At 71.0% G+C, this 23,434-nt stretch carries 22 protein-coding genes; 12 read left to right on the top strand and 10 right to left on the bottom strand.

The features are described 5' to 3' along the window. Positions 1-100 precede the first annotated feature (100 nt). From AB0J67_RS28000 to AB0J67_RS27990, 3 genes are all read right to left on the bottom strand, one after another. Positions 101-1,180, bottom strand: coding sequence for a glycoside hydrolase family 11 protein (locus tag AB0J67_RS28000; protein ID WP_363486455.1), 1,080 nt, complete (start codon positions 1,178-1,180; stop codon positions 101-103). 306 nt (positions 1,181-1,486) lie between these two features. Next, positions 1,487-2,083: a nucleotide disphospho-sugar-binding domain-containing protein gene (locus AB0J67_RS27995; protein WP_363486454.1), complete on the bottom strand. Its 597-nt coding sequence runs from the start codon at positions 2,081-2,083 to the stop codon at positions 1,487-1,489. Positions 2,084-2,445: 362 nt separating this feature from the next. Next, positions 2,446-3,711, bottom strand: a complete 1,266-nt coding sequence (locus AB0J67_RS27990; protein WP_363486453.1) for a ricin-type beta-trefoil lectin domain protein — start codon at positions 3,709-3,711, stop codon at positions 2,446-2,448. Between the two features lie 918 nt (positions 3,712-4,629). Here AB0J67_RS27990 and AB0J67_RS27985 point away from each other — a divergent pair. Beyond that, positions 4,630-5,076, top strand: coding sequence for a PepSY-associated TM helix domain-containing protein (locus AB0J67_RS27985; protein ID WP_363486452.1), 447 nt, complete (start codon positions 4,630-4,632; stop codon positions 5,074-5,076). Between the two features lie 90 nt (positions 5,077-5,166). On the opposite strand, the gene AB0J67_RS27980 is transcribed toward AB0J67_RS27985, so the two are convergent. After that, positions 5,167-6,456: an MFS transporter gene (locus AB0J67_RS27980; protein ID WP_363486451.1), complete on the bottom strand. Its 1,290-nt coding sequence runs from the start codon at positions 6,454-6,456 to the stop codon at positions 5,167-5,169. Between the two features lie 92 nt (positions 6,457-6,548). Here AB0J67_RS27980 and AB0J67_RS27975 point away from each other — a divergent pair, with 92 nt between their 5' ends. Then, positions 6,549-7,169, top strand: coding sequence for an ABATE domain-containing protein (locus AB0J67_RS27975; RefSeq protein ID WP_363486450.1), 621 nt, complete (start codon positions 6,549-6,551; stop codon positions 7,167-7,169). 414 nt (positions 7,170-7,583) lie between these two features. Here the strand turns inward: AB0J67_RS27975 and AB0J67_RS27970 are convergent, their stop codons facing one another. The 3 genes from AB0J67_RS27970 to AB0J67_RS27960 all read right to left on the bottom strand — a co-directional run bounded on the left by AB0J67_RS27970 (position 7,584) and on the right by AB0J67_RS27960 (position 9,267). Continuing rightward, positions 7,584-8,075, bottom strand: a complete 492-nt coding sequence (locus AB0J67_RS27970) for a hypothetical protein (RefSeq protein WP_363486449.1) — start codon at positions 8,073-8,075, stop codon at positions 7,584-7,586. 119 nt (positions 8,076-8,194) lie between these two features. Beyond that, positions 8,195-8,590 (bottom strand): membrane protein insertion efficiency factor YidD, encoded by a 396-nt coding sequence (gene yidD, locus AB0J67_RS27965; protein ID WP_363486448.1) that lies wholly within the window; start codon positions 8,588-8,590, stop codon positions 8,195-8,197. Between the two features lie 341 nt (positions 8,591-8,931). Beyond that, the gene (locus AB0J67_RS27960; RefSeq protein WP_363486447.1) at positions 8,932-9,267 is read right to left on the bottom strand and encodes an antibiotic biosynthesis monooxygenase; all 336 of its coding nucleotides are present in this window, start codon (positions 9,265-9,267) and stop codon (positions 8,932-8,934) included. A gap of 448 nt (positions 9,268-9,715) precedes the next feature. Between AB0J67_RS27960 and AB0J67_RS27955 the strand changes: the two genes are divergently transcribed. The 7 genes from AB0J67_RS27955 to AB0J67_RS27925 all read left to right on the top strand — a co-directional run bounded on the left by AB0J67_RS27955 (position 9,716) and on the right by AB0J67_RS27925 (position 14,886). After that, entirely contained in the window at positions 9,716-10,474 is a 759-nt protein-coding gene (locus tag AB0J67_RS27955; RefSeq protein WP_363486446.1) for a DUF4397 domain-containing protein, read from the top strand. Positions 10,475-10,524: 50 nt separating this feature from the next. Next, positions 10,525-11,136, top strand: a complete 612-nt coding sequence (locus AB0J67_RS27950) for a class F sortase (RefSeq protein WP_363486445.1) — start codon at positions 10,525-10,527, stop codon at positions 11,134-11,136. 230 nt (positions 11,137-11,366) lie between these two features. Beyond that, positions 11,367-11,609: a hypothetical protein gene (locus AB0J67_RS27945; RefSeq protein ID WP_363486444.1), complete on the top strand. Its 243-nt coding sequence runs from the start codon at positions 11,367-11,369 to the stop codon at positions 11,607-11,609. A 76-nt stretch (positions 11,610-11,685) separates the two neighbouring features. After that, entirely contained in the window at positions 11,686-12,231 is a 546-nt protein-coding gene (locus AB0J67_RS27940; protein ID WP_363486443.1) for a hypothetical protein, read from the top strand. Continuing rightward, a complete protein-coding gene (locus AB0J67_RS27935) occupies positions 12,228-14,024 on the top strand; it encodes an ABC transporter ATP-binding protein (protein WP_363486442.1) in 1,797 nt (598 codons plus the stop codon). The genes AB0J67_RS27940 and AB0J67_RS27935 overlap by 4 nt, the downstream gene beginning before the upstream one ends. Continuing rightward, positions 14,021-14,389 (top strand): S24/S26 family peptidase, encoded by a 369-nt coding sequence (locus AB0J67_RS27930; RefSeq protein ID WP_363486441.1) that lies wholly within the window; start codon positions 14,021-14,023, stop codon positions 14,387-14,389. Before AB0J67_RS27935 ends, AB0J67_RS27930 begins: the two co-directional genes overlap by 4 nt. Then, positions 14,386-14,886, top strand: a complete 501-nt coding sequence (locus AB0J67_RS27925) for a MauE/DoxX family redox-associated membrane protein (RefSeq protein WP_363486440.1) — start codon at positions 14,386-14,388, stop codon at positions 14,884-14,886. Before AB0J67_RS27930 ends, AB0J67_RS27925 begins: the two co-directional genes overlap by 4 nt. Here the strand turns inward: AB0J67_RS27925 and AB0J67_RS27920 are convergent. Continuing rightward, positions 14,852-16,702 carry a BTAD domain-containing putative transcriptional regulator gene (locus AB0J67_RS27920; protein WP_363486439.1) on the bottom strand — a complete coding sequence of 617 codons (1,851 nt, stop codon included), beginning with the start codon at positions 16,700-16,702 and terminating at the stop codon, positions 14,852-14,854. The genes AB0J67_RS27925 and AB0J67_RS27920 overlap by 35 nt on opposite strands. 259 nt (positions 16,703-16,961) lie before the next feature. On the opposite strand from AB0J67_RS27920, the gene AB0J67_RS27915 reads away from it, so the two are divergent. Beyond that, complete coding sequence (locus AB0J67_RS27915; RefSeq protein ID WP_363486438.1) at positions 16,962-18,419, top strand: MDR family MFS transporter; 1,458 nt, start codon at positions 16,962-16,964, stop codon at positions 18,417-18,419. A 112-nt stretch (positions 18,420-18,531) separates the two neighbouring features. Here the strand turns inward: AB0J67_RS27915 and AB0J67_RS27910 are convergent, their stop codons facing one another. Continuing rightward, positions 18,532-21,141, bottom strand: coding sequence for a glycoside hydrolase family 97 catalytic domain-containing protein (locus tag AB0J67_RS27910; RefSeq protein WP_363486437.1), 2,610 nt, complete (start codon positions 21,139-21,141; stop codon positions 18,532-18,534). A gap of 263 nt (positions 21,142-21,404) precedes the next feature. On the opposite strand from AB0J67_RS27910, the gene AB0J67_RS27905 reads away from it, so the two are divergent. Together AB0J67_RS27905 and AB0J67_RS27900 are read left to right on the top strand one after the other, a co-directional pair. Continuing rightward, positions 21,405-21,824, top strand: a complete 420-nt coding sequence (locus AB0J67_RS27905) for a VOC family protein (RefSeq protein ID WP_363486436.1) — start codon at positions 21,405-21,407, stop codon at positions 21,822-21,824. Positions 21,825-22,023: 199 nt separating this feature from the next. Next, complete coding sequence (locus tag AB0J67_RS27900) at positions 22,024-22,293, top strand: GlsB/YeaQ/YmgE family stress response membrane protein (protein WP_363486435.1); 270 nt, start codon at positions 22,024-22,026, stop codon at positions 22,291-22,293. An 81-nt stretch (positions 22,294-22,374) separates the two neighbouring features. On the opposite strand, the gene AB0J67_RS27895 is transcribed toward AB0J67_RS27900, so the two are convergent. Beyond that, positions 22,375-23,307 carry a methanogen output domain 1-containing protein gene (locus AB0J67_RS27895; protein WP_363486434.1) on the bottom strand — a complete coding sequence of 311 codons (933 nt, stop codon included), beginning with the start codon at positions 23,305-23,307 and terminating at the stop codon, positions 22,375-22,377. Between the last annotated feature and the right edge of the window lie 127 nt (positions 23,308-23,434).

Here is a 23,434-nt window from a genome sequence, read left to right as displayed (position 1 = left end):
CGCGGCGGGGTCAACAGCGTCAACGAGGCGCTGCACGCCGGCCCAGCCCGCACCTGCCTTCGGTGTCAGACCGGTCCGTGCCTGGCCCCGTGGCGCCGGGTCAGTTCCGGAAGCTCCACTGCTGGTTCGACCCGCCCCAGCAGCTGTACACTTGGATCCTCGTCCCGTTGCCGGTGCCGCCGGCGTCGAGGCACAGCCCTGACTGCGCGCTGGTGATGGTGCCGTTGTTGACATTCCACTGCTGGTTCGCGCCGCCGTGGCAGTCATAGAGGATCACCGCGGCGCCGTTGCTGGTGCCTGAGGCGTCCACACACTTGCCGTTCACTGTCAGCTGCCTGCTTGAGGTGTGAGTGAACCGCTGGTTCGAGCCACCCCAGCAGTCGTACAACTGGAGCTGGGTGCCGTTGGTGGTGCTCGAGTTCGGGACGTCGAGACACCTGCCGGACTGCTGACCCACAATCATCTGGCTGGCACCGCTCGGCGGCGGACCAGTGGTGGGTCCAGGATCGGGGTTGGTGCCTTCCCGGACGGTGATGTCGGAGCTTCCCTGGCTCTGGTAGCCCTCGGTCGCCATGACTTGGTAGGCCCAGCTGCTGCCGAGGTTGAGGCCGGCGCGGGCCCAGGCGTCGACGTGGTTGGCGAAGGTGATGGTGCCACTGCTCCGCTTCTGCTGGCGCACGCTCCAGTACTGGTAGAACGTGGCGGTGCCGTCGATCGACGGCTGGTTGACCCGCTGGCTGCGCAGGATGTCGTAGGTGCCGCCGTCGGTGGTGACCGTGCCCAGCCGCTGAGCGCCGCTGCTCGGGTTGTAGCTGCCGAAGTTCTCCACAACGTAGTACTCGATCAGCGAGTTCCGCGTCCACCCGTACAGGGCGAGGTAGCTGTTGTTGTTGCCCGGGTTGTAGGTGCCCGAGTAGGTGACCGTCCGCCGGCTACCGGTGGCCCAACCCTTGCCGCCGACCCAGTTGTTGGTGCTCCTGCTCCAGGAGCTGGAGTAGCGGCCGTTCTCGCGCAGCACCATGCAGGCGTCGCCACTGTCTTTCCAGAACGAGAAGTAGAACCCGTTGTGCGTGCCGGTGGTGTTCGAGCAGACCTGCCGGTCGGCCTCAGCGTACGCGTTGGTGGCCATCAACGTGCTGGCGACGGCCGCCACGACGGCGCAGGCGCCGCCGATGAGCATTCTGAGGCGGCCGCCTCTGCGGCTCTTCCGTTGGATGGGTGCCTCGTGCATGTGCGTGCTTCCTTCCTCGTGAAGGCTGGCGAAAAGGTGTGACAGGGTGATACGACCCGGGAGGACTGTCGGTGGCCGTGGTGTCGGGCCACCGTGCGTGGGCCGTACCACGCGGTGGTGGGGCCAGTCGCCATGCGTTCGACGACCGGAGTGCCGGGCCGCGGCTGGCCCGGACCGTCAGTGATGTTTGTCGATCGCACCAATATGGATCCCACCTTGTCGCACTGTCAACAACTTCCGGAAACATTTCGGAAATCATTCCCGGGTTGGCTGGACCAGCGGGACGTTCCACAGATCGAAGTGGCGTGGGGTCGGTCGTGTTGGGCAGACGTCGATATGTCCATATCGAGCCCGAAAAAGTGGGGCGACGCACGGCCTGGGGATTCCGAAAGTTTCGGACTGTTTCGGTCTGCCGTGCCGCGTTGTCGCGGCGCGGCCCGTCCGGCCGGTGACCCTTGCACCGATACGTCGGGCCCGATGGTCCGAAGCGGCGCGCCAGCGGTCACCGGAAGATGTGGGCCACCCCACCGCAGCCCGATCAGGTCCCGTGGACCTGCCGGCCGAGCAGTGCCACGAGGTGGATGCATGCCTCGGCGGCAGTCCGGTCCGGGTCCATGTGGTCGCCAATGTGTACGCTCGGTCGCGGTATGCCGGTTCGGTCAGCACGCGGATGATGAGCTCGGCTACCGCGTCGACCTGCCACCGTGCCGCGGGCAGCCACTCGGCAAGTCCGAGGGCGTGCAGCCGGCGGGCGTTGTCCGGGCGGTCCGCTCCGTGTGCGAGCACCACATGCGGGGTGCCGGACGCGATCGCTGCCGCTCGTCGACCTTCTCGACCAGCTCTGATCGCCAAGACTGCACGCGTGGCAACCGCCGGGCGGCCGCCGCGTGGCCTGATGCGGCTACTCTCGGCGCGTCCGCACCGCCGCAACGGTCAGGGCCGGACCCTGAACAGCCCGAATGCGGTTCGGATTCTGCGACGTATGGTCCACACATAAAGTGCGGACATTTGGCCATTGCGAAGTCCCAGCTCGATGAGCTGGGACTTCGTTCGTTCTGCGATGTCGATAGATGGCGGTAGTGGCGTAAAGCCCGATTGGTCCGGCGCGAACCGGTGGGGCCGCTGCGCTCGTCCGCGATCGGTGGGGTGGGTATCCCTTATGGGATTCCCACCCCCGGATTTTGTTGTTGCCGACTCGTGCGCTCAGTTGCGGGTCAGGATCGAGTCCAGCGCTGATTGCTGCCGCCGTGGCATGTCCACAGCACCACGGCCGTGCCGTTGCCGGTGCCCGCGCCGGTCACGTCCAGGCAGAGGCCGGATTGAACGCCGGTGATGGTGCCGTCGGAGTTGAGCCGCCACTGCTGGTTGGCTCCGCCGTGACAGGTCCAGATCTGGAGCCGGGTCCCGGGGGCGGTGCCCGCGGCATCGAGGCACTTGTTGCCGTAGACAGTCAGCTGGTTGCTGGATGTCGCCGTCCAGGTCTGGTTGGTGCCGCCATTGCAGTCCCAGATCTGGGTGAGCGCCCCGTCGGATTGACTGCGCCCGTTGACATCCAGGCATCGGTTCGATGCGACGCCGCGGAGTGGACCGGTGGAGCCAGGTGGCGGGCTGCTCGGCGGCGGGCTGCTCGGCGGGGGGCCGAGGGTGAGGTTCTTCTGTAGCACCTGCCACTGGGTACCGCACAGCCCGCAGTTGGAGCCGACGAAGTTGGTGCCGGCGGCAATGTCGCCCTTCAGGCGCCACTTGAGGTAGAGCACCGCGACGCGGCCGAACTCGCCGCCGTTGGTCTGGCCGTAGGTACCACCGTGTCCGACGTTGAGATTGCCCATGAACGCGGGCAGGCCGGACGGCAACTTGCCCCAGTCGTCCATGGCGTTGCCGTAGGCGATGTCGCTGGGTCCGCCGATGAAATAGGCGATCGGCACGGTCAGTCGCCGCAGCTGGTAGTCATCGGCGTCGTTGAGCAAACCGCTGCTGAAGATGGCGACGGTGGTGACCCGTGGGTCGTTGTCGACGGCGTACGCCTCCAGCCCGCCGCACGAGAAGCCGGCCACCGCGATCTTCGAGATGTCGATCTTTCCGTAGTACTTGCTGCTCTGCCGACTGTTCTCCGACACGACCCAATCCATGGACGCCGTGTGCATCGACGAGTTGGTGCTGCCCGATCCACCGGGAGCGCCGTTGGCGATGGCCAGGAAGCCGTGCGAGGCGATCTCGCGCAGGAAGTTCTGCTGGTCCAGGCCGTTACCGGAGCAGCCGCCATTTCCCCAGACGAACACGGGCATGCGTTCGCTCGGCAGGGTCTGCGGGCGGTAGATGGTGTGGTTGGGCAGGGTGCTCGAGGTCTCGTAGTCGGCCGGGTACGGGCCGGATCCGCCGACCGCGGCATGTGCCGAGGTCGGACCGAATGCCATGATCGCGGTCGTGGCTGCGATGACGACTGCCGCCAGCCCAGCGCTGACCGTTGTTCGTTTTCTCATTCCACCCTCCAAGGGCGTGCCGGTGGGGCGCTTCCTCGGGTATGACGCATGGACGGCTGCGACGGCGGTCGGCGTGCAGTCTGGCTCAGGCCGAGCTGGCCGGCAACGGGGTGAAGTGAAGAGGTCGATCTCGCGGCTACGCCGGCCATAGGGCCAGAGACCCGATGGGAGCAGTGTTGCACTTACTATCACTGGAGTAATGAAATGTGTCAATGTTCAATCGGGACTGCCCAGCTCCAGTCAAGTGCCCGCGCCGTCGCCCGCGCTCGACGTCCACACCGTTCCGCAGCGTCGCCGTTCGCACCGCCGGCGGCCTCTACTGGACGTGCGTCGATCATCACGGAACCCGGCAGGTTCAGATCGCCGCTGGCACGTTGTCGGCATCGCGCACGCGCAGACTGCCAAACGGTGAACCGAACGGCGGCTCCAACGAACACATCGGCAGCAGGGGGCTCGTTGGGGGAACCGAAGACGACACCGAACTCACGCACCTCGGAGCCCGAGAGTCGACTTCGTCGGCTGCTCCCGCCGAGGAGACGGCTCAAAGGCTAACCCGACCTGCGCCTTCGGGCGCCGGGCCCGGCCGGTGCGCCGGCAGGGGGAGGGCTGTCGGCGGGTCTTCGGATTCGCTGTGCGAAGACGGCTGGGCGCTACAACCGATGGTGGAATCGGCTATAGCGGAAAAGTGAATATTCTGCCGGTTACTCCAGTGTGATCGTGCCCGACAGGCGCGCGGCGGGTTGGGATCGGGCCGGCAAGGCCAGGCATCGACGTCTACGCATGCCGGGTTCGTGCGGCAGTAACGATTACAGCGGGCCCATGAGCTGCTGGAATGCGGTTCGGATTGTGCCGGGTATGGTCCACCGATAGTTGCACGTCAGCTCTCTGGCAACCGACGGCGCAGACAGTGCCTGGACGGTGGCCCAGGACGACGACTCCTGGCCGGTGCGTTACGACAGCGTCGCGGTCGACGCGGCAGCGGGTGAGGTGACCTCCCGCAGCCGCTGGGCGGACTACCCGGTGCTGGCGAAGCTCAGCAGGCTCGGTGTCCAGGCCAACACGGGTGTGCTGTCCGGAGCCGCCATCCAGCTGGTGCTCGCCGCCGTCGCGTCGGGACTGGTGGTGGTCATCGTGTGGGGTTACCGGATGTGGTGGCAGCGCCGCCCGAGGAGGGCGGACCGGGCGGCGGCGTTCGGCCGGGCTCCGGCCCGGGGCACGTGGCGGCAGCTGCCCCCGGCCGCTGCTGGTCCTCGGTGTCCCGGCCGTCGCCGCGATCGGCTGGGCGCTGCCGCTGCTGGGGATCACACTGCTCGGCTTCCTGCTGTGGACGCGGCGGTCGGACTCGTGCAGCGCGCCCGCCGCTGACCTGGTGCGTCGGTGACGGCCTGGTCTTCGTGGACCAGATCGAGCGGGTCCAGACTGTCGCCTGGGCCTTCTGGTTGCCGAGGTGGCTGATCACTTCCCGCTCGGCGCCACCATCGCTGCTGTCGCGGTCAGATCCGTCCTGGCCGTGAGGGCCGGTGCTTCCCGCCCGGCACCGTTCGACGACGAGACCCTGACACACCCGCCGGTCGACGGACCATCTTGTGTCTTGCGGAATGTCGGCGGGATGAGTCGTTCGCCCACGGCCAGCACCAGAGCTGCGCCGCCGAGCAGGGCGCCGATCAGTACGGTGCTGCGCACGCCGTGGCTTGGCAGTGTGAGGCCGCCGACGAAGGCGCCGGCGGTGATGCCGACGTTGACCGCGGCGGAGACCGTGGCGGCGGCGAGGTCGGAGCGGCCAGGCGCGACCTGCAGCACGAGGCCGCCGAGCGCCGCGGTGAACGCGGCGAACGCCAGTCCGGCCAGCGCGATCAGGGCGACGGACACCGCGGGCCGATGGCCGAAGGTGTACAGCCCCAGCAGCGCCGCCGACTGGAGCGCGACGGTCGCGACCAGTGCGGGCCACGGGCCCCGGTCCAGTACCGCGCCGATGGCGAGGATGCCGAGCACGCTGGCGATGCCACGCGCCAACAGGATGGCCCCGACCGACGGGGCGGAGAACCCGCTGACCTCGGTGGCGAAGAGCGCGACATAGGTGTAGGCGACGATGGCGCCGGCGGTCGCCAGCACGGCCACCGCCACCAGCAGCCAGAAGCGGCGCAGGTCGGGCGTCGCGCCCCTGGCGGCATGTCCCTGTTCGGGACCTGTCGAGGGCAGCAGGGTGGCCACCACGACGAGCACGACGGCGCCGAGCCCGGCCACCGCGAGGAACGAGGCCCGCCACCCGGCGCGCTCGCCCAGCCAGGTGCCCGCGGGCACGCCCAGGGCCAACGCGACGGTGCCACCGGCGAAGACGACCGCGACCACGCGCCCGCGCATTGCGGGTCGGAACAGCTCGGCGGCGGCCGGCACCACTGCCGCCCAGAACAGCGCATGGGTCGTCGCCGTGACCATCCTTGCCGCCAGTAGCGGCGTGAAGGTGCTCGCGAGCACGGTGACGGCGTTGCCGGCGACGAAGCCGGCCAGGAGCGCCGCCAGCAGCCGTCGGCGCGGGACGCGGCGGACCAGCGCTGTCAGCGGGACCGAGGCGACCATCACCACCGCGCCGTAGGCGGTGATGAGCATGCCCACCTGCGACGGGGAGGCTGCCAGGTCCGCGGCCATCGGGAGCAGCAGCCCGACCGGCAGCGCCTCGGCGGTGGTGTAGAGGAACGTCCCTGCGGACAAGCCGATCAGCGCTCCCACTGCCCGCCCGTGTCTCATCAGGCTCTCCCGTCGTTACCGGCTAAAGAACTTATGATGGAAACATGTTAACGACCCTCTTCGATGTGGGTCAACTGGTAAAGTAGGTTTCGATGGAAACACTTGCGGGAGTGACGCGGATGCGCCTGGTCGGCGGCAACCTCGCCCTGGACTTCATCAACACCCGCTCCGGCCCGCCCGTCGGGTCCCCGGACGACGACGTGCTGACCGGCTACCCGGAACTGGTCGACTGGGCCGTGTACGCGGGCGCTCTCACCGAGCCGGAGGCCAAGGCGTTGCACCGGCTGTCCCGCGACGATCCGGATGGCGCGCACGCCGCCCTCGCGCGAGCGCTGCGCAGCCGCGACGATCTCGACGAGGTGTTCCGGGCAGTGGCTGCCGGGCAAAGCCCGAGCACGTCCGTGCTGGACCGGCTGCGAGACGACGAAGCCGACGCGCTCGGTCACGCACGGCTCGATCGGGGAACCACGTTCGGATGGACCTGGCGGGATGACCGGACGCACCACCGGCCGCTGCGGCCGGTGGTGCACGCGGCGGTCCAGCTTCTCACCACCGGTGCACTCGACCGGATCAAGGGATGCGGAGGCTGTCGCTTCCTCTTCAACGACGAGAGCAAGAACCGCAGCCGCCGCTGGTGCAGCATGGACGATTGCGGAACCTCAGAGAAGATTCGCCGCTACGTCGTCGCGCGGCGCACCCGCGCGACGAGCTGAGCCGGACAGGTGGCAGGGGCGCAGGTCACCTATGGCGTCCGCAGGACCTTGTGCCGACTCTGGGGACGCGTGCCCGGTGTCGAAACGTACTCCGTATCCCCCTGGTCAGTAGGTAGGTCGCCGACCGCGTTCGGCGATGTTGCGCGCCTGGTCGACCCCGGCCGCGCGGACGGTCGCGGTCGGTGCGGACGTGAAAACCGCACCATAGGAAGCGAGCGCGCGGATCATGCGACGTCGAACCATTGCGTCGGAGACCGGCACCCCAGGTGACCCGTCGCCGCCTACCGCTCGGTGGAGTCCATGCTGTCCCCTGGAAGTAGACCGTCGCCGACCACCATGGGTCATCCGCAGTGCTCCGATCCCCGGAAGATCGGACTTTCCGAGCCGACGGTTCGCGGCACGGCCGCGGTTGAGCTAGTTGTCCTCGTGGGCTGAAGTGGTGACCGCCGACTTGTCCGTGACGGCCAGGCGGTGCAGCTCCCGTAGTCGATCGACCAGCCCCAGATAGATTCGCTCCGGGAGCATCGGCGCCTCGCCTGTGACAGCGTTCATCGGCTGAACCGTGGATCTGACGACTCGGCCGTCCACGGTGTGCAGGCAGATCGTCGGTCCGTATCCGACACGATCTCCCCCGGCATCGATCCTGCGGATCTCGGCCCAGCGGACGGTGGTGCTGAGGATGACGCCCTGGACTCGGACGCCGTCGGTGGAGACATAGATTCCCTCCCGCGCGATCCGCCAGAGGACGACGCCGAACACGGCGGCGGCCAGCGGCAGAATCCACCGAGACGGCCAGGGGAGCCCGGAGGTGACCGCGTCGTAGATCGCGAACGCCACTACCACGATCAACATCGCGTAGAAGGCGAACGCTCGCCAGTCGCGATACGGGCGCTTCCAGCGAGGCATCCGACCATGCTGGGCACGGGCAGTGGGCATGTCAACCCGTCGGCGGCACCCCCGGCCTCAGGCCATTCGCGGCGAACGGCCCGGTGACCGACCGGCAGGGCGCGGGATCACCCTGCCGCTCAGGCTGCCGCGGGCACCGGGTCGGCGGTGCCGTGGGCGACGGTGGTCCGGCAGCGCGACAGGCGCTGCAGGATCAGCCGGATACCCGTCCAAGCGCCGTGGCGGCGCACCGCCTCCAGGCCGAACGCGCTGCAACTGGGGCTGAACCGGCAGCGGGCGGCGGTGCGCGCGGAGATCCGGCGCTGGTACTCCCGGATCAGGTTCTCGGCCAGCCGGGCGGCGATCCCGAGCCGCGGCTCGTCGGCCGGCACGGCCGTGAACAGCCCTGTCACCGCCCGCAGCATCACCTCGGGCAGGTGTGCCCAGGCGGCGAGGTCGTCCCCGCCCCCGCCGCAGCACATGCCGCCGGGGCAGCATGCGAAGCAGGCCGGAAACGGCGGTTCCTGAGCTGCCATGTCCATCCTCCAGATCGGCTTCCACGCAGCAAGTTAGCGGGCCACCCGCCGGGAGCGGTGCAGGATCTGTGGAGGACCTTGGCGGATCCGATGGGCGCCAGGCGAACCGGGTGATGCGTCGATGCCCGCCGCAACACGGGGCGCCAGAATTCAGCGGCGTCAGGGTGCGCTGTCGCCCCGCCGCGTCTGCGGACCACGTCCGTGCGGCCTACCACTCTGACTGAGGGGTCAAAGCCTGTTCGGCATTCAAGTCGATCCGGTGCGCCTGCGCCGGGGTCGGGGTTTGCCGAACGTGGCTGCCAGGGATCGAGGCGGCGCTGAAGTGCCGCACCGCGCCTAGGTCATGGTCGTGCCGGGCCCGACCCGCCGGCGGGAACGTATGACCAGACCTCGCTGTGTACCCCGACTGGTGGCGGTGCCGCTTCACCCGCGCGCTCGGCGGCCGGACGGTGGCCGTGTGCGAACGCGGGCGAACTGACCCATGCCTGGAATGCCTCCTCGTCGCGCCAACGGGTGATGACGAGCCACGTGGTCCGCTCGTCGTTCGGGCGGAGCAACTCGAAGCCTTCGAATCCGTCCTGATCATCGACGGCGCCGGCTCGCGCGGCGAAGCGGCGCGCCAGCTCGTCACCGCTGTCAGCCGGTACGGTGATGGCATTGATCTTGATAATGGTCATGTTGCCATTGTGTCCGACCGGCCGGGAAGGCATCCGTACTTCCGCCGGGGCGAAGACCGGCCCGTCTGGCTGGTCATGTGACGGTGCCTGGTGGGCGATGCGCCGGGCCGCGTTGGTGCCAGGCGCGGACGGAGTCATCGCCGCCGCTGCGGACGGCCGTCCGCTCGAGGTCTCTGCTGCTGGCCAGCCTCTCGGCGTGGCCCGTAGGCCCTGAGCTTCGCTGGTTCGTGGCCGCTGCAGTCAGCACAATGACCTATTTGGGTAATAAGCCGCTAAAACCGCAGAAGGTGGAGAAGATAGTGAACGTTGCTCATCTCGTCGGGAGTGCCCGGCCGTCGTCGTGACTGCGGCTGAGCACCACCGATCCTGACCGGAGGTACCGCTGATGCTCACCATGCCCGTCCGACGCGCGTTGGCGGCTGCCGCCGCGGCGACTGCCGTCACCACGATGACGACACTGGCCACCGGGTCACCCGCCTGGGCGGCGTCCTCAGAGGTGTACGTGGTGCACGGCATCCCGGCGACCCCGGTCGACGTGTACGTCAACGGCGCCATCACCCTGCGCGGCTTCCAGCCCGGACAGGTCGCCGGACCGCTGACCCTGCCCGAAGGCACCTACGACATCGACATCACCAAACCCGGCGAGCCGGTGAGCAGTGCCATCCTGTCCGTGCCGGACGCCGCGGTGCCCGGCGGTGCCAACCTCAGCATCGTGGCCCACCTGAACACCGACGACAAGCCGACGATCACACCGTTCGTCAACGACGTCAGCGCCGTCCCCGCGGGCAAGGCCCGGCTGGTGGTGCGCCACACCGCGGCAGCGCCCGCCGTCGACGTCCGCGCCGCCGGAACCCCGGTGATCTCCGGCCTGACCAATCCCCACCAGGCCGAACTGGAGGTCGACGCCGGCACCGTCAGCGCCGATGTCGTCCTGGCCGGCACCTCGACCGTCGCGATCCCCGCCACCGACCTCAACCTCGCCGAGGGCAGCGTCACCGTCGTCTACGCCATCGGATCAGCCCAGGCCAAGACCCTCGCCGTGGTGGCGCAGGTGCTGACCGGCTCGCACACCGCGCCCAAGGGCGTCGACGCCGGCGACGGGGGACTGGCCGCCGACCGCCCCACGGCCGGGTGGGCGCTCGCCGCCTCGCTGGGCCTGCTGCTACTGGTCGCCGGTGGAGTGAAGCTCGCCGCCACCCGCCGATGAGCAGCATCCTCGACGCGCCCCGGAATGTGTCCGGGGCGCGTCGCCGGTCCGTGGCGTTGCTGACGGCAGGCGCGGCGCTGGTGGTCACCGGAGCGGCGACCGCTCCACAGCAGCAGATCGCCGCCGGGTCACCGCCTGCCGTCGAGGCCGTCGTCGCTGCGCCGGTCCGCGACGTTCGCATCGTCAGTGGGGCGCTGCCGGCCCGACACGCGTCCGTGCCTCCGGTCGCGGTCCGCATTCCAGCGCTGGGCGTAGCCGCACCGGTCGACCCGGTCGGCATCGACGCGGCGACCGGACGGTTCGCCGTCCCGCAGGATGTCGGCCGGGTCGGCTGGTACGAGCACGGGCCGGGCTGGGACGCCGGCACCGGAGCGATAGTCCTGGCCGGCCACGTCGACAGCGCGGCTCAGGGCGGCGGCGCCCTGTTCGGCCTGCGCAAAGTCAAGGTCGGCGACCTCGTGGAACTGACCGCCCCGGAGGGGACGGTCCGCCGCTTCAGGATCGCCGCCGTCGAGCAACGGCATAAGGCCGGCCTCGAATGGCACGACTACTTCGTCCGAGACGGCCATCCGCGACTCGTGCTGATCACCTGCGGCGGGCCGTTCAACCCGAACACCCGACGCTACCGCGACAACATCGTGGTCACCGCACTCGCCGACTGACGAGCACGGGCGGGCCGGTGCCGGGCCGGGGAAGGAGCCGGGTAGGTCTGTGCGCGGCGGCGGACTGGCGGACGTGCACGCGGTGCCGCGTACGTCCGCGTCGTCGGCAGGCGACCGCCACACCTGCGCGGATAGCTGCCGCGTAGCGCTTGAGGAGCAGACGCGGAGCAGGCGAGCCGACCATCGACGTAGCGCGTGGAGACCCCACGCCACAGTCGACAGGAGGCAACATGACGCGAGTCATCACCGGCCTGGGCGACCGGATGCTCGGTGCGCTGCTGCGCACGACCGAGGCCGGCGCCTGTATCCCCGAGCACGGCCAGAGCTGCGGCACCGTCCCGTGCAGCGGCGGCTACTGCGGCAGCGACGGCCGCTGGTACCAGAAGTACTGCACGGCGAAGTACAACTGCTACGGCAACTGCCTGAGCACCGGCATCTTCGCCCGCTACCAGCGGACGCAGGCCGTCTGCTGATCACCGGACGCTGACCGGCCGTAGAGGGGCGGGCGTCCACGGATGCCCGCCCTCCTGTTTTCCCTGAGGAGGATCCGTGCTCGCTTCGCTGTGGGGCGTGGTGGCCGTGCTGTCGGTGGCCACCGTGCTCAATCTGGTGCTCTGCCTGGCCATCATCCGCAAGCTCCGGTCCGCGCCGCTTGGTGCGGCCGAGGACCGGCATCTACCTGTCGTCGGTACGGCGGTGGGCGACTTCGCCGCCACCGGCGATGACGCCGTGCTGCGCCGCGCCGACCTGCCCACGACCGCGGTCGTCGGCTTCTTCAGCGCGTCCTGCGCGCCGTGCAAGTCGACGATCGCCCGGATCGCGGCGGGCGAGCACGACCTGCCGCCCGGCGACCGGCTGTGGTTCGTGGTCGCCGACGCCGGTGATCCGGCTGCTCGACCGATGGTCACGGGCCTGTCGGGCACCGGCCGGGTGGCCGTCGTCGACGGGGGCGACCCGGTGCTGAGGGCGTTCGGCGGCATCAACGGATACCCGACGCTGCTGGAGGTCCGCGACGGCGTGATCCGCGCCGCGTCGCATGACCTGGACGAGCTGGGCGCGCGGCCGCTCGCCGGGGCGGGGCGGGTGGGCCCGTGAGCCGGACAGGGCCGGCGCGGCGGGCGCTCGCTCTCGGCTGGCGGTCGGCGCCCGTGGCCGTCAGCGTCTCGCTGGTGCTGGCGCTGCTGGTCGGCGCCGGGCCGGCCGCGCTCGCGTACCTCTCCAAACTGCTCATCGACGCGCTGGTGGCACCGACCGCGGTCGCCGCTGAGACGGTGGTCGGTCTGGCGGTGGCCACCGGGCTCGGCGGGGGCGCGCTGGCCGTGGCCGCGCTGCTGCGCCAGCTGGCCGCCGGTGCGGCGCAGCGCGGGCTGCTGCTGCGCTCGCAGGATCTGCTCTACACCAGGGTCAACGCGATCGGCGGGCTGGGACCGTTCGAGGATCCGGAGGTGCAGGACCGGCTGCGGCTGGCCGACGAGGCCGCCGCCTCGGCGCCGACCGACATCATCGACGGTATGGCCGACGCCGTGGTGGGTGTCGTGTCGGTGCTCGGGTTCGTCGCGGTGCTGCTGGCGATGTGGCCGCCGCTCGGGCTGGCGCTGCTGGTCGCCGAGGCGCCGGCGTTGCTCACCCATCTGTGGCTGGCCCGCCGCTCGGCGACCGCGACCGAGAGCGTGGCCGGTCCGCAGCGGCGGCAGTTCTTCTACCGTTCGCTGCTCACCGACCTGCGGGCGGCCAAGGAGCTGCGCCTGTACGGGACGGGCAGCCTGCTGCACGGCCGCGCGATGGCGTTGCTGCGGGACACGTCCGGCGTCCGGTACGCGGTCGAGCGGCGCGGTACGGTGGCGCAGGCCTGGCTGGCGGTGCTGGCCACCGTGGTCACGGCCGGGGTGACCGTGTTCGTGGTGCTGGGGGTGTATCGCGGCCGCATCTCGCTCGGCGACATGACGCTCTACCTGGCGGCGGTGGCGGGCGTGCAGGCCGCCGTGCGCAGCGTCGTCTTCCAGCTCGGCCGGGTCAGCGAGTCGCTGCGGCTGTTCCGGCACTTCGACGCGCTGCTGGTGGGCCCGGCCGACCTGGCGGAGGGGGACCGGGAGCTGGGGCCGCTGCGCCAGGCGATCGAGCTGCGCGACGTGTGGTTCCGCTACGGCCCGGACGGGCCGTGGATCCTGCGCGGGGTGAGCCTCACCATCGAGCACGGCCGCAGCCTGGGGGTGGTGGGCCTCAACGGCGCCGGCAAGAGCACGCTGGTGAAGCTGCTGTGCCGGTTCTACGACCCGCAGCGCGGCAGCATCACCTGGGACGGGGTGGACATTCGCGACGTCACGCTGGCCAGCCTGCGGGCCCGCATCGGCGCGACGTTCCAGGACTACATGACCTACGAGCTCAGCGCCGCCGACAACATCGGGTTCGGTGACGTCGAGCGGCTGTCGGACCGGCCGCGGATCGAGCGGGCCGCGGTCCGGGCGGAGGTCGACGAGGTGGTACGGGCCCTGCCTCGCGGCTACGACACGCTGCTGAGCCGGTCGTTCGCCGATGGGGAGGAGCGCGGGGTGCTGCTGTCGGGAGGGCAGTGGCAGCGGCTGGCGCTGGCCCGTTCGCTGATGCGGGCCGGGGCCGACCTGCTGATCCTCGACGAGCCGAGCTCGGGCCTGGACGCGCTGGCCGAGCAGCGGATCCACCGGCAGCTCGGCCGGCTGCGGCAGGGGCGGGCCAGCCTGCTGGTCTCGCACCGGATGGCCGCGCTGCGCGGCGCGGACGAGATCGTGGTGCTGGCCGACGGCATCGTCGCCGAGCGCGGTGGTCATGCTTCGCTGATGGCCGCACACGGGATCTACGCCGAGCTGTTCACGGCGCAGGCGGCCGGGTTCCAGCTGGAGGCCAGCCGATGAGCTTCGTCGTGGCGGCCGCCTGCGGGGCGGCTCTGGGCACGGCCGCGGTGCTGGTCAGGGCGGCTTTCGTGCTGGTGACGGTGCGGGGTGACAGCATGAGCCCGACGCTGCGTGACGGCGAGCGGGTGCTGGTGCGCCGCTCACGCCGGATCCGGGCCGGTCAGGTCGTGGTCTTCGCCGCTGTCCGCCGCCATCGCAGTGACCCGCCGTGGCTGGTCAAGCGGGTGACCGAGGTGGAGGGGGAGCAGTTCACCGTCGCCGGTGACAACCCGCGCAGCCTGGGGTCGGCGCAGCTGGGTGTCCTCGCGCGGGCCGACCTGCTCGGGGTCGTGGTCCGGCCCGTCACCCGGAGGGCCGCGCCGTGAGCCACGCAGTGCTGGTAGCCCGTGCCGTGCTGGGCGTCGTGTTCGCGGTCGCGCTGGTCGGCAAGGTCGCGACCGGTCGCCGCCGTCGGGAGTTCGTCGACAGCATCGGCGCCTACCGCGTCGGGGCCGGCTGGCGCGGGCCGGTGGCGTACGCGGTGGTCGCCGTGGAGTCGGCCCTGGTGGTGCTGCTGGCCGCGCCCGGTGGGGCAGTGCCGGGGCTTGCCGCGGCGCTGGGTGTCCTCGCGGTGTTCACGGTCGCGACCGTCCGGTCGGGCGACGCCGGGGCCTGCCACTGCTTCGGTGCTGCCGGGCGGGGCACGACCGGGTCGTTCGTGGCGCGCAACGTGCTGCTGCTGGGAGTGGCGGCGATCGGCCTGGTCTGCGCCGCGGGCGCGGCCGGTGCGCCGGGCCGGGGCGGGGCGGTGCTGGCGGTCGGGATCGGAGCGTTGGTCGGGGTGCTGGTCACCCGGTGGGACGACCTGGCCGCGCTGCGCTGAGCACCGGCTGCGGCTCCACCGCCCGGCCGTGGGGTGCCGGGGCCGGCTGCTGCCGGGCGTACAGGCGCAGCAGCTCGTGCATCGTGTAGCGGTCGGGCCGGCACTCGATCACCAGGTGGCGGGCGGCCAGCGACCGCAGTGCCGAACGTACGCGCTCCGGCGGCCGGCCCAGCTGCACGGCGATGTGTTCGGTCGTGGCCCCGGCCTCACCGGCCCGCTCGGCGATGGGGCCCAGGCCGCGGAACACGTCGGCCTGCTCGCCCGTCAGGCACCGGTACGACTGCTCGAAGGCGCGTCCCAACCCGACCTGCTCCCCGGACAGCGTCAGGCCGGACAGCCTTCGGTCGGCGTCGGCCAGCTCACGCGCCAGCTCCGCGACGGCACCGCGGGGCCGGCCGATCAGCCGGGCGCCGGCGATCCGCAGCGCGAGCGGCAGCCCGGCACACAGCCGCGCCAGCTCGGTGGCGGCCTGCGGCTCCTGGCCGACGCGCTGCGTGCCGGCCGCCCGTCCCAGCAGCCGCAGCGCGTCCGGCTCGGGCAGCGGCTCGACGTCGATCGGGACGGCGCCGGTGTAGACCAGCACGGCGCGCAGCCGGACCCGGCTGGTGATGACCGTGACGCAGCCGGGCACGCCGGGCAGCAGCGGCAGCACCTGGGCCGCCGATGCCGCGTCGTCGAGCACGAACAGCACCCGGCGCTGCGCGGCGGCCGACCGGAGCGTGGCCGACAGCGCCTCCAGCTGCTCGGCGGGATCCGCGCCGGGTGCGGGAGCGGCGGCGGGCCGGCCGAGCGCCGACAGCATCCGGCGCAGCGCCGCGGCGGGTTCGGTCGCGGCGGTGTCGGCGTGGCCCCGCAGCCGGACGTAGACCTGCCCGTCCGGGAAGTGCTCGCGGGTCGCCTGCGCCCACTGGATCGCCAGCGCGGTCTTGCCCACCCCGGCCGGGCCGGCGACGACGGCGATCGCGCCGCTGTCGGCGTCGTCGCGCAGCTTCTCCAGCGCCCGCAGCTCGTCGTCACGGCCGACGAACCCGTGCACCGCGGGCGGGATCTGGGCGGGGGTCCGGGACGGGGCCGGCTCGGCGCCCACCGGCGTGCTCGTGCGGATCCGCTGCTCCAGCGCCTGCAGCTCGGGGGTGGGCGCCAGGCCGTACTCGCGGGACAGCAGCCGGCGCAGCCGGGCGCCCACCGCCAGCGCCTCCCGGGACCGGCCGCACCGGTACAGCGCCTCCATCAGGCACCGGGCGATCTCCTCCCGCTCGGGACAGGTCCGCGCGAGCTCGGTGAGCGGCCCGACGAGCTGCCGGTGCCGGCCCAGCGCCAGCTCCACGACCGCGAGCTGCTCGTACGCGGCCACGCGCTCGTCGGCCAGCCGAACTCGGATGTGCTCGGCGAAGGGGGCGTTCACCCCCGCCAGGGCCGGTCCGCGCCAGAGGCCGAGCGCGGCCCGCAGCTGCTGCGCGGCGGCCTGCGTGTCGCCCTCGGCCGCTGCGGAGCGTGCCTGGACGACGAGGCGGCGGAAGCGTGCCACGTCGACGTGGTCGGCCGGCAGGTCGAGCTGGTAGCCGTGGTCGCGGGTGGACAGGGCCGCGCCGATCACCGGGAGGCGGCGCAGCGCGGAGGTCATGGTGTGCAGCTGCGCGCGCGCCGTGCGAGGCGGGCGCTGCCCCCACAGCGCCTCGATCAGCTCGGGGTAGCCGACGGAGTGGTTGGCGTGCAGCAGGAGGTAGACCAGCAGTGCCCGCCGCTGCGGCCGGTCGGCGACGGTGGCCGCCGGCGTGCCGTCGATCGTGAACTCGCCCAGGAGTCCGAACTCCATGCCACCTCCATATGATCGATTAGAACAAGTGTACTAATCGAAGGAGGATTGCCGTCAACAGGCCCTGGGCGTCGGGGTCGTCACTCGGACGGGTGTCGTCACGCGGTGAAAACGGGATGTCGTTCGAGGGAAATTGCTGCAGTGTGGGTACCTGCGATGAGTTTTGTCGGTGCCGCCGGTCAGTCTTGGTATGACGACGACTGCCGGTAGGACCACCGGGCATGACCGCCCGCTCTCCCCCAACCCTGATCGAGGTATCGTGCCCAGCCAGCTGCTCGACTCACCCGCCAAGTCCGCGACCACCGGCTCAGGTCGCACCCCGCCCGTGATCCGGCTGCTCGTGCTGGCCACGTTCATCGTGATCCTCAACGAGACCATCATGATCAATGCGATCCCGAACCTGATGGACGCGTTGAAGATCACCGAGCAGACCGCGCAATGGCTTTCGACCGCCTTCATGCTGACCATGGCGGCCGTGATCCCGATCACCGGGTGGTTCCTGCAGCGCGTGTCCACCCGCGGCGCGTACGCCACGGCGATGGGCCTGTTCCTGCTCGGCACCGCGTCGGCGATCGTCGCGCCGAGCTTCGAGATGCTCCTGGGCGCCCGCATCATCCAGGCGTCGGGCACGGCCGTCATGATGCCGCTGCTGATGACCACGCTGATGCACGTGGTGCCCGAGCACGACCGGGGCAAGGTGATGGGCAACGTCACCCTGGCCATCTCGGTCGCCCCCGCGATGGGCCCGGCGCTGTCCGGAGTGATCCTCAACTTCGGGTCCTGGCGCCTGCTGTTCGCCGTGGTGCTCCCCATCGCCGCCCTGATCACCTGGGGCGGCATGAAGCAGCTCAAGAACGTCGGCGAGCCCGAGGTCAGCACCATCGACTGGTTCAGCGTGGCGCTGGCCGCCCTCGGCTTCGGCGGCCTGGTCTACGGGCTCAGCCGGTTCCAGGGCACCGACACCGGCCTGGCCGCCGGGATCGTCGCGGCCGGGCTGGTCGCCATCGCCGTCTTCGTCCTGCGCCAGCTCTCGCTGGCGAAGCACGGATCGCCGCTCATGGACCTGCGGACGCTCAAGCACCGCACGTACACGGTCGCGCTCATCCTGATGTCGGTCGCCTTCATGGCGATGCTCGGCTCGATGATCCTGCTGCCGCTCTACCTGCAGAACATCCGCGAGCTCAGCGCACTGCAGGCCGGGCTGCTCGTCATGCCCGGCAGCCTCGCCATGGGCCTGCTCGGGCCGACCGTGGGCCGCCTGTTCGACAGGTTCGGCGGCCGGGTGCTGGTCATCCCCGGCGCGATCGCCATCACCGTCGCGCTCGCCGGCTTCACCCAGGTCTCGATGACCATGCCGTACTGGCAGCTCCTCGCGCTGCACGCGCTGCTGATGGTGGGTCTGGCCGCGACCTTCACGCCGGTGTTCACCCTGGGGCTCGGCGCGGTGCCGCCGCCGCTCTACGCACACGGCAGCTCGATCCTGGGCACGCTGCAGCAGGTGGCAGCGGCGTTCGGCACCGCGCTCGTGGTCACGGTGATGAGCGCGCGAGCCGATTCGCTCGAAGCGGAGGGTGTCGCCGCCACCGCCGCCACCCTCGACGGCATGCGCCTGGCGTTCATCATCGGGGTGGTCCTGTCCGTTGCCGTGATCATCACTGCGCTGCTCCTGCCGGCCAGGGCGGACAGCAGCGCGGGAGGCATGGGACACGGTCACTGAGGCAGGCGGATCCGGCAGGAGCCGGGTTCGCTCGACCTGCAAGCCGAACGAGGACTCCGACCGGCGCCCGCTGCGGAAGCTTCCGCAGCGGGCGTCTTCGGATCCGTGGGGCTCAGGTGCGGTTCCACTTCTGGTTGGTGCCGGGTCCGCAGGGCCAGATGATCAGCTGGGTGCCGTTGGCGGTGCCGTTGTCGTAGGCGTCCAGGCACTTGCCCGAGCCGACGCCGACGACCCAGCCGTTGGACCGGACCCGCCACTGCTGCGCGGTCGAGCCGTTGCAGTCGAAGATCTGCACCGCCGTCCCGTCCGCGGTGGCGCCGCCGGCCGCCTCCAGGCACTTGCCGTCGAACACCCGCAGCTGGTTGCCGGGGGTCGAGGTCCAGGTCTGGTTCGTCGCGCGGTGGCAGTCCCACAGCGCGGGCCGGGTGCCGTTGGCCTGGTTGCTGTTGGGCACGTCCACGCAGCGGGCCGACGCGACGCCCTTGAGGGAGGCCGGGGTGCTGTTGCGGTGCCACTTCTGGTTCGCGCCGCCGTTGCAGGTCCAGACGATCAGGGCGGTGCCGTTGGCCGTGCCGTTGGCGTACGCGTCGAGGCACTTGCCGGACGCCGCGTTGACGACGGAGCCGTCGCCGCCGACCGTCCACTGCCGGGTGGTGGCCGTGCCGCAGTCGTTGATCTGCACGGCGGAGCCGTCGGTGGTCCCGGCGGCGGTCAGGCACCTGGTGCCGTAGACGACCAGCTGCCCGGCCGGGTTCACCGTCCACCGCTGGTTGGCGCCGCCGTGGCAGTCGAACAGGGTGACGGCGGTGCCGTTGGTCTGGCTGTTGTTGGGCACGTCGGCGCAGATGCCGGACTCCTGGCCCTTGAGGATGCCGCCCGGATCGCCGGCGCCGCAGCTCAGCATCCCGGCCGTGTACGGGCAGAGCACGGTGGCGAAGCCGCCCCGGGTGGCCAGCGGCACGGAGAGGGTGGCCGTGCTGGTGACGACCCTGAGCTCGCGGAGCAGGCCGCCGGAGCCGTCCCGGACGGTCTCGGCGAGCCACTGGCCGGTGCCGAGGAAGGTGAGCGGCGTCTGGTACGTCTTCGCGGCGAGGGCGGAGATGCCGCCGACATACCACCTCGTGCCGTTGCGCCGGGCGACGTAGGCCTCCCGGTTGGGGCGGCCGCCGAGCAGCCGGGTCTCGTCCCAGGCCGCGGGGAGCTGGTTGAGGAAACGCAGCGCCTCGGGCCGGGCCTCGTAGCCGGCCGGGTTGTCGGCGTCGTGCTGCCAGCCCGACTCGAAGACCACGGCGGTCGCCAGCTCGTGGGCGTCGGTGGTGTCGCGGTTGACACTGAAGGTGACCGGGGTGAAGTCCATGCTGGCGATGACGTTGCGGGTGAACGGGAGAATCGTGTTGAGCGCGGCCCGGTTCTGCTGCTGCTCGGCGCCGAAGACCGCCTCCGCCGTCATCACGTGCGGCCAGGTGCGCTGCATGCCGCGCGGGGTGGCGCTGCCGTGGAAGTTGGCCATCAGCTTCAGCTCGGCGGTGCGGGCGAGCACGGCGTCGTACCATTTCAGGGTGGGCTGGGTGAACTGGTAGCTGAAGTCGATCTTCACGCCCGCGACGCCCCAGCTCTTGACCAGCGGCAGCCACGCCTCGCGCTGCTGGGCGGTCTGCAGGGCGGCGGAGTTGAACCAGACGATGACCCCCACCCCGCGGTCCCGGGCGTAGCTGACCACTCCCGGCAGCCAGCTCGACTGCCAGCCCTCGTCGATGAGGACGTAGCTCCAGCCGTTGCGCTGGGCGAAGTCGACGTACTGCCGCTGCCGGGCGGCGTCGCCGGGGCTCGCGTGCTCGGTCAGCCAGGACCAGGCCACCGTGCCGGGCTTGACCCACGAGGTGTCGGTGAACCTGGCCGGGGCCGACAGGTCGTCGACGATGGTCGACTCGGTGACGGTCCTCAGGTCGCCGATCGCCGCCGTGCGCCACGGTGTCGCCAGCGGCAGGGTGGCGGTGACCGGAGCGGCGGTGATCGAGGTGGTGTAGGCGCCGGAGCCGGCCTGGTGCGACAGCGCGCTCGACGCGTACCGGCCGTCCAGGTCGGACTCGGCGAGCAGGGCAAAGACACCGCCGACGTCGAAGAGGGCGGGCACGCCGTAGCTGTCGGACGCGGCGCCGCCGGCCGTCGTCTCGAACCAGACCCCCTGGTCCTCGATGTGCGGCGGGACCAGCCAGGCCGGCGCCGAGGCGGGCAGAGTCCAGGACGAGGCCTCCCGGCGTACGGTGACCGGGCCGCTGCCCGGCAGGACGTAGCGGTAGGCGGCCCCGGCGTCGGAGACGCGCACCACGACGTCGAGCCGGGCGCCGGCGGTGCCCGTGAACGACAGCGTCGCCTGGGCGTAGGTGGTCTGCCGGCTGCGCTTCTTGCCGGTCGGCATCGTGTAGGACTCGGTGACGGTCTGGTCGGTGCGCGCGGTGAAGACCAGGTTGCGGGTGAGGTCCGCGGCGGCGGTCTCGATGCCGATGGGCGAGGGCAGCAGCACGGCGCTGCCCCGGCTCGACGCACCGAAGCTGAGCACGCCGCCGTCCAGCGTGACCTGTGCGGCGATCACGCCGGACGGCCCGGTGACCGTCCAGGTGACGGCGGCCGCCGCGGCGGTGGGGGTGAGCGCGACCGCGGTCGCGCTCGCGGCCAGGGCGGTGAGCAGCGCGACGCACGTGCGGAGTCTGCGGCGGATCATGCCGTCTCCTTCAGGGGTCATGACGGTCACACGTCCGCCGAGACGTGCGTTCTGACGCGCCCCTCGAAAGAAGCGCGTCTGATTTCACCACATCCCGACAATATCGAACAAGTGGCAGTCGTAAATATCTGCCGGTCGTTCGCGTGTGGTGAGGCCGATAACCCAGCGGTTATCCACCGTTGCGAGGTTCGTCCTTGATCCGCATCGGTCCCGGCGGCGATCGTGAGGCACCACAAGATCGTGGTTGTCACCAGGAGGTACGCATGAAGTTCACGATGGTAGGCATGGCGGTCGCGGCGCAGACGCCGGCCACCAGCGCGGCGTGGTTCGCCGAGCACTTCGGGTTCACGGTCGGCATCGACCTGGGCTGGTACGTCAACACCCAGCACCCCGAGCACGCGAACCTGAGCCTGGACTTCGTGCAGCGCGACCACCCGTCCTGGCCCGAGGCGACCCGCGGCAGGAACGTGGTCGGCACGCTGCTGGCGTTCCTGGTCGCCGATGTCGACGCCGAGCACGCCCGCCTGTCCGGCGCGGGGCTGGAGGTGGTCATGCCGCTGGTGACCGAGCCGTGGGGGCAGCGCCGGTTCCAGCTCGCGGGGCCGGACGGGCTGCTGGTCGAGGTGCTGCAGACGGTCGCCCCGGATCCGCAGTGGCTGGCCGACAACGGGTTCGGCGCATGACGTGCTCGCGCTGATCGAGACTGCGCGGCGCCTGTGCCCGCTGGCCCGGGAGCGGGGCTAGCTGGTCGCGGCTTGTGACGAGGCCGGGTCGGCGTCCGATGTGGCCGACAGACCGGAGGACGCGGGGGCGCGGTGGTTTGCCATGCCGCATCGACGGGCAGACAGGCAGCAGTAGAAGTCACGCGCACAAGGAGGGGTCATGACTGTCGCCGGAATCATCTCGGCTCTCATCGTGGGTCTGATCATCGGCGCGCTCGGGCGACTGGTCGTGCCCGGCCGTCAGGGCCTGCCCATCTGGCTCACCATCCTGGTCGGCATCGTCGCCGCGCTGATCGGCACCGCGATCGCCCAGGCGGTCGGCGTGGCCGTCACCGACGGTATCGACTGGATCGAACTGGTCTTCCAGGTCGGCCTCGCCGCGCTGGGCGTCGCTCTGCTCGCCGGTGTCCGCGGCCGCGGCACGGTGTAAGCCCCTGGAACACGGTCGGGGCCGGGACGAAGATTCGTCCCGGCCCCGACCCTTTTCGCGTGACGTGCCAGAGCAGCCCGGTCAGCTGCGGTAGTGGTGACCGTGGGCCCGGTCGGCGGCCGCTCCGAGGTGGATGACGACGCGGCAGTGCGGATCGCCGACGGCGATGCGCTCCACCAGGTCCACCGTCGCCTGACCGGTGTTGCGGGCGGCGATGCCGCCGAACACGCTCGAGGTGATCCGGCACAGCGACGGCGAGTTCTGCACCGCCGCCCCGAACGGGCAGCGCCGGTTGCCCAGCACGATCCGGTCCTCGGACGCTTCGATGATGTAGAAGTCGCCGTCGATGGCCGCCTTGAGCCGCACGAAGCACTCCGCCTGCTGCTGTGCCGTCAGCCTGCCGACGATCCGGCGCGCGGCACGGAACTCCTGTTCCATCCTGCTGCCCACGGTGGTGCCGACCTGCGCGATGAGTTCCTTGGTCGGCTGCGGGCCCAGGTTGCCGTCGGCGGCGTGGGCCAGTTCCACCACCAGCGCACGCAGGAACGACTCCCGGCCGAAGCCGCGCGGGCCGGCTTCGCTGGGATGCGGCAGCCCCGCCGCCATCCGTGCCGGCGGGTCGAACGACGGCTCCTCCCGCCGGATCAGGGGCAGCGTCGCGCGGATGGTCTTGCCCGCCCCCGCCTTGGCGACGACCTCCAGCTCGGAGGTCATCTGCGAGACCAGCCACAGGCCGCGACCCCGCGTCGCGGTCACCTGCGGCGTGGACAGATCCGCCACGAACGCCGGGCCCAGGTCGTGGACGTTGATCCGCGCGGACGGGCCGGTCCAGTCCAGGCAGACCCACACCGGACCGCCGGCGTGCTCGACGGCGTTCATGACCAACTCCGACACGATCACCTCGGCCGCACCGACCATGTCCGGCTCGGTGCTGTGCCTGCGCAGGTAATCGGCGATCTCCCGGCGCAGCGCGCTACCGGCCTCGGGGGTCGCCGGTGACAACAGCCAGTCCATTGCTCATCACTTCCCGTTCGGGGATGCACGTTCGCGGTGCCACCCCCCCCGGGGGTCCCCGCCCCGGGGACCCAACCCCCCGGGGGGGGGGACCAGAAGTAAACCGGGTGGGGCCGCCGGCGGTACC

It is taken from the genome of Catellatospora sp. NPDC049609, assembly GCF_040675365.1.
Lineage (GTDB): Bacteria > Actinomycetota > Actinomycetes > Mycobacteriales > Micromonosporaceae > Catellatospora.
Note: the sequence above shows the minus strand (reverse complement) of the source record. Positions and strands in the feature narration are given on the sequence as shown.

Excerpts from the sequence above, each read along its gene's own strand:
- AB0J67_RS27920 (WP_363486439.1), bottom strand. The coding sequence starts at position 16,702 with ATGGAGTTCGGACTCCTGGGCGAGTTCACGATCGACGGCACGCCGGCG.
- AB0J67_RS27980 (WP_363486451.1), bottom strand. The coding sequence starts at position 6,456 with ATGAGACACGGGCGGGCAGTGGGAGCGCTGATCGGCTTGTCCGCAGGG.
- AB0J67_RS27895 (WP_363486434.1), bottom strand. The coding sequence starts at position 23,307 with ATGGACTGGCTGTTGTCACCGGCGACCCCCGAGGCCGGTAGCGCGCTG.
- AB0J67_RS27905 (WP_363486436.1), top strand. The coding sequence starts at position 21,405 with ATGAAGTTCACGATGGTAGGCATGGCGGTCGCGGCGCAGACGCCGGCC.
- AB0J67_RS27990 (WP_363486453.1), bottom strand. The coding sequence starts at position 3,711 with ATGAGAAAACGAACAACGGTCAGCGCTGGGCTGGCGGCAGTCGTCATC.
- AB0J67_RS27900 (WP_363486435.1), top strand. The coding sequence starts at position 22,024 with ATGACTGTCGCCGGAATCATCTCGGCTCTCATCGTGGGTCTGATCATC.
- AB0J67_RS27970 (WP_363486449.1), bottom strand. The coding sequence starts at position 8,075 with ATGCCTCGCTGGAAGCGCCCGTATCGCGACTGGCGAGCGTTCGCCTTC.
- AB0J67_RS27945 (WP_363486444.1), top strand. The coding sequence starts at position 11,367 with ATGACGCGAGTCATCACCGGCCTGGGCGACCGGATGCTCGGTGCGCTG.
- AB0J67_RS28000 (WP_363486455.1), bottom strand. The coding sequence starts at position 1,180 with ATGCTCATCGGCGGCGCCTGCGCCGTCGTGGCGGCCGTCGCCAGCACG.
- AB0J67_RS27975 (WP_363486450.1), top strand. The coding sequence starts at position 6,549 with ATGGAAACACTTGCGGGAGTGACGCGGATGCGCCTGGTCGGCGGCAAC.
- AB0J67_RS27960 (WP_363486447.1), bottom strand. The coding sequence starts at position 9,267 with ATGACCATTATCAAGATCAATGCCATCACCGTACCGGCTGACAGCGGT.
- AB0J67_RS27955 (WP_363486446.1), top strand. The coding sequence starts at position 9,716 with ATGACGACACTGGCCACCGGGTCACCCGCCTGGGCGGCGTCCTCAGAG.
- AB0J67_RS27930 (WP_363486441.1), top strand. The coding sequence starts at position 14,021 with ATGAGCTTCGTCGTGGCGGCCGCCTGCGGGGCGGCTCTGGGCACGGCC.
- AB0J67_RS27910 (WP_363486437.1), bottom strand. The coding sequence starts at position 21,141 with ATGATCCGCCGCAGACTCCGCACGTGCGTCGCGCTGCTCACCGCCCTG.
- yidD (WP_363486448.1), bottom strand. The coding sequence starts at position 8,590 with ATGGCAGCTCAGGAACCGCCGTTTCCGGCCTGCTTCGCATGCTGCCCC.